We start from the raw sequence: 4,045 nt of genomic DNA, 5'->3' as shown, positions 1-4,045 counted from the left end.
CATTTGCCAATTCACGGGCTTTTTTTAAAGAGACGTTTCTCAATGCTCCTAATCCCATTTCGCGACGACGACCATGAATAGTATAACGATAAAGCCATTGAGCACCCCCATCTTTACGCTTATGAAGAAGCAAGCCAGCACCATCATTATATTTGCCAGCCCCCAATGTTGCGACAGACCTTGCATTAAGACGGTTCATAAGAGCCATTTTTAGTCCTTTCTTCTACAGTTTTTACCCACACGCCAGCCCCGCTTTTGACGTGCAAGCAAGTGATTTTGATTGATACGATATGAGAGGGTTTGTGATGAAAGAATCTTACTATATTCGGGGCAATGATTCAAGTTGAAAAAGGATGATTTATCATTATAAATCAATGTGTTGCCAGATCCCGGAAGCCCCCAAATCTTGGAGGTCCAATGCTGAGGGCGCTCGCACCTGAAAGGCGTGAATATAAGCCCAATATCTAGATTTTAATGACATTTCTATAGGCTAATCTATAAGCTAAAAAATGCACTTTGATTTGCTTGAAATAAGCAATTGGAATTTCAATTGACGACCGAAAGCAATTGCCTTATGAAGGGGGATTGTGTTTTTGGTCGTATACGCGACGATCAAATAGGGCCTGGAAGCCCTAACATCGAACGCAGAATGAATCCGCTTTGCGGGTGTCCCGGAATTTCCGGGGGCTCTTGTTATGTCCAAGTGCATCTTACGCACTAAAAGCAAGAGGCTGATTCGATGTCAGCACTTCCAGACCCCGGAATACCAATGCGAGGGCGCTCGCAACCGGAGGGGAAACAAAGTGCGAGCTAAAAATTCACATTCTTACGACATTTCTTTAGGCAGGAAAATTCGCTTCAGAAGAAATATGATGGGGTTTTCTCAAAAACAATTAGGAAGTCATTTGGGCGTAACATTTCAACAAATCCAAAAATATGAAAAAGGTTTAAATCGTGTGAGCGCAGCACGTTTACAGGAAATTGCTGATATACTAGAGGTTCCCGTTTCCTTCTTTTACGCTGAGAGCGTAAAAAAAGAAGAGACTTCCTCGCATTGTGATGACAGAATATCAAGTAAAGCAGAATATTTACTTTTGAAAAATTTCAGAGAGCTTACCCGTAAAAAACAAAGAGCAATTTTGCTGTTGATTTCTGATGAAAAAAACACCCCCTTATTTTCATGAATTTACTGAGAAACCCTCAACTGTTTTCAATAATATTGAAAAACATTTTAACCGTCTTCACCCCAAAAGACGAAGATTTTTATCCGGTCCGGAAACAGCCTGAATAGAAATTTTTGTCTTTAAAGAGAGGGAAGAAATCAAATAATTGAGCACTTAACAGATAAAAGACAAAAAAATCTCTCAAGGCGATGCGTCATACCATCTTTTAAAAATTCAAAAGTATGAAGAGAAACAATTGACAGAAGATAAAAAATTCACTTAAGTGCTCTCGCAAAGAGATGAAGACTTCGCATAAAATATTCAATTTTTTCAATTCTGAAAGATTAAAGAAAGACCATATTATTTGCAATACAATACCTTTATTGTGCTAACAATGATGATTGCTGTGCACAACATGGAATTTGTTGAAGATATAATTTAATGATGTTCCTTGACCAACTCACTCTCTCCTGAGTATAGCGTGGGGAATAAACGTGGAGAGACACGAAGGAGTATAGAAAATGAGTTTTAAAGTTGCAATTGTCGGCGCAACAGGAAATGTCGGTCGTGAAATGCTTACAATTTTAGAAGAGCGTGGTTTTCCTGCGCATGAAATTGTTCCTCTGGCATCACGACGCTCATTAGGACAAGAAGTTTCTTATGGGGATAAAACTTTAAAAGTAAAAGCTCTGGATAGTTACGATTTTTCTGACACAGATTTGTGTCTTATGTCTGCGGGGGGAAGCATTTCCAAAGAATATGCCCCTAAAATCGCAGCAGCGGGCTGTGTTGTCATCGACAATTCCTCTACATGGCGCTATGATGCCAATGTTCCGTTAATTGTCCCTGAAGTCAATGCTGAAGCTATAAGTACCTTTTCTAAACGTAATATTATCGCCAATCCCAATTGCTCAACAATTCAACTGGTCTTAGCTTTAAAACCTCTCCATGATGCTGCCACCATTAAACGGGTTGTTGTCTCTACATATCAATCCGTTTCTGGAGCTGGTAAAGAAGGAATGGATGAACTTTTCGAACAATCACGCGCAGTGTTTGTTGCAGATCCTATTACATCAAAAAAATTCACCAAACGCATTGCCTTTAATGTCATTCCCCATATCGATGTTTTCATGGAAGATGGTTATACAAAAGAAGAATGGAAAATGACAGCTGAAACGAAGAAAATTCTTGATCCAAAAATTAAACTCACAGCCACGGCTGTTCGGGTTCCGGTCTTTATCGGTCATGCAGAAGCTGTCCATGTTGAATTTGAAAAACCACTCAGCGTATCTGAAGCGCAAGCGCTCTTCCGCGATGCACCTGGTTGTCAGCTTATCGATAAACACGAAGATGGTGGCTATACCACACCTTATGAAGGGACAGGAGAAGATGACACCTTTATTAGCCGTGTTCGTGAAGATATCACCGTTGAAAATGGTTTAGCTTTTTGGGTTGTTGCCGATAATCTAAGAAAAGGCGCCGCATTAAATGCTGTTCAAATTGCTGAATTGCTCATTTCTCGTAATTTAATAAAGCCTAAATCCGTCAATTAACCCCCTATCCCAAAAGGGCGAAGAATCCTAGCCGATCTGTCAAAAGTCCGGCTTCTCTTCAAAAAAATCTTCCCCTGCTGGAAGATTCATATCATCCCCCTAAAGAACAGTCCTACGGGGGGTGAAAAATTCTACCCTAAACATCCTTGAAGGCCTAGTCGCCTTAAAGTTATCCCATACCGCTTAAACAACAAAGATCTCTATCTGCACTGCTCTTATATACAATCGCAGTTTTTAACTAGTTTATACCGATCACCATCCTCATGTCGCTTTACAACACAATAGTATAAGGACAAAAAGCTTCTCACCATTCTCTTAAAAAATCCAGCTTTAATAAATTTCATCAAACATTATCTTATAAGAACAATATCTCGAGGCGTTGATAAATTTCACCCTGAATATTCTTAACTCTTATCACCTTAAGTTATCTCTCACCATCTTGATGCCATTTTATGGGACAATAAGATCAGCAGCATAAAGCATTTTTTCTTCATGCTGCTGATCTTTTCGTCATACCTGTTGTGAGATTAATTTTATTCTTATGGAGCAGGATAGGTCACAACACGGTAACGCGTTTCATTGCGTTCAAAATTTTTGTAATTAACCTTATCAGGGAAGAAGGGATTATAAGCATTAACGTGCTTTACAGAAACTTCTTGTGCCTTGGATGAAGGATTAAAAATTGTCCGTACATCTCTCTTTTTTACACCTGTGGAATCGATAACCACATCGGTTTTGTACAGTTTTTGCATGTTTTTTCGTGTTTTTTGTACCGCCGGAAAAGTTTTAAAATCAGAAACAATCTGTTTTACTTTTTCTTTTTTTACTTTTGGTAATTTTATCATGGGAGTTGATTTTGCAGGCACCTTTTTAAAAGCAATGGTAGGAACATTAGCGACATTGACATACCGTGCAGATGCCCAACCAACTTTTCCATGATAACCAAGGGAACACCAAGTTTTATTGGATAAGCAGCCATAAATTTGCACTTTTGCGCCCATTGGAACCATTGTGATCACTTTGTAAGCTGTCGCAGGACCTGTGCGTAAAGATACCTGTCCTGATGCAACACGAGCAACGGTTCCAGCAATGGTCCCAGCTTGCGCGTGAGAAGTAGTCACAGCCACCCCCGATACTCCCAAAGCTAATAACATCATTGTCATTGATAAAAAATTCTTTCTTAACATTATTCTTCTTCCTCTCTAATCTGTGAAGAGCAAAATATTCGCCTTTGCAAAAATTTGCCGCATTTAAATCCAGTAATCATCACTCTTTGTTTTTCCCCCAAATGCCCCCAACCCCATTGCAACCAAATCTCTCCTCTTTGTC

Annotated in this window: 4 protein-coding genes; 2 read left to right on the top strand and 2 right to left on the bottom strand. The window is 39.5% G+C overall.

Annotation, left to right across the window (positions count from 1 at the left end):
• Positions 1-208, bottom strand: a 208-nt coding sequence (locus FS875_RS10290) for an Arm DNA-binding domain-containing protein (protein WP_166428921.1), incomplete at its 3' end; no start/stop codon positions are given.
• A 595-nt stretch (positions 209-803) separates the two neighbouring features.
• Here FS875_RS10290 and FS875_RS09410 point away from each other — a divergent pair.
• On the top strand, positions 804-1,184 hold the full coding sequence (locus tag FS875_RS09410) for a helix-turn-helix domain-containing protein (RefSeq protein WP_144756067.1): 381 nt from the start codon (positions 804-806) through the stop codon (positions 1,182-1,184).
• Positions 1,185-1,684: 500 nt separating this feature from the next.
• Entirely contained in the window at positions 1,685-2,716 is a 1,032-nt protein-coding gene (locus tag FS875_RS09405) for an aspartate-semialdehyde dehydrogenase (protein WP_144756064.1), read from the top strand.
• A gap of 539 nt (positions 2,717-3,255) precedes the next feature.
• Here the strand turns inward: FS875_RS09405 and FS875_RS09400 are convergent.
• On the bottom strand, positions 3,256-3,903 hold the full coding sequence (locus FS875_RS09400) for an SH3 domain-containing protein (RefSeq protein ID WP_144756062.1): 648 nt from the start codon (positions 3,901-3,903) through the stop codon (positions 3,256-3,258).
• Between the last annotated feature and the right edge of the window lie 142 nt (positions 3,904-4,045).

This window comes from Bartonella saheliensis (genome assembly GCF_902162175.1).
The sequence above is the reverse complement of the archived record's forward strand: the minus strand, read 5'-3'. Positions and strand labels throughout refer to the sequence as shown.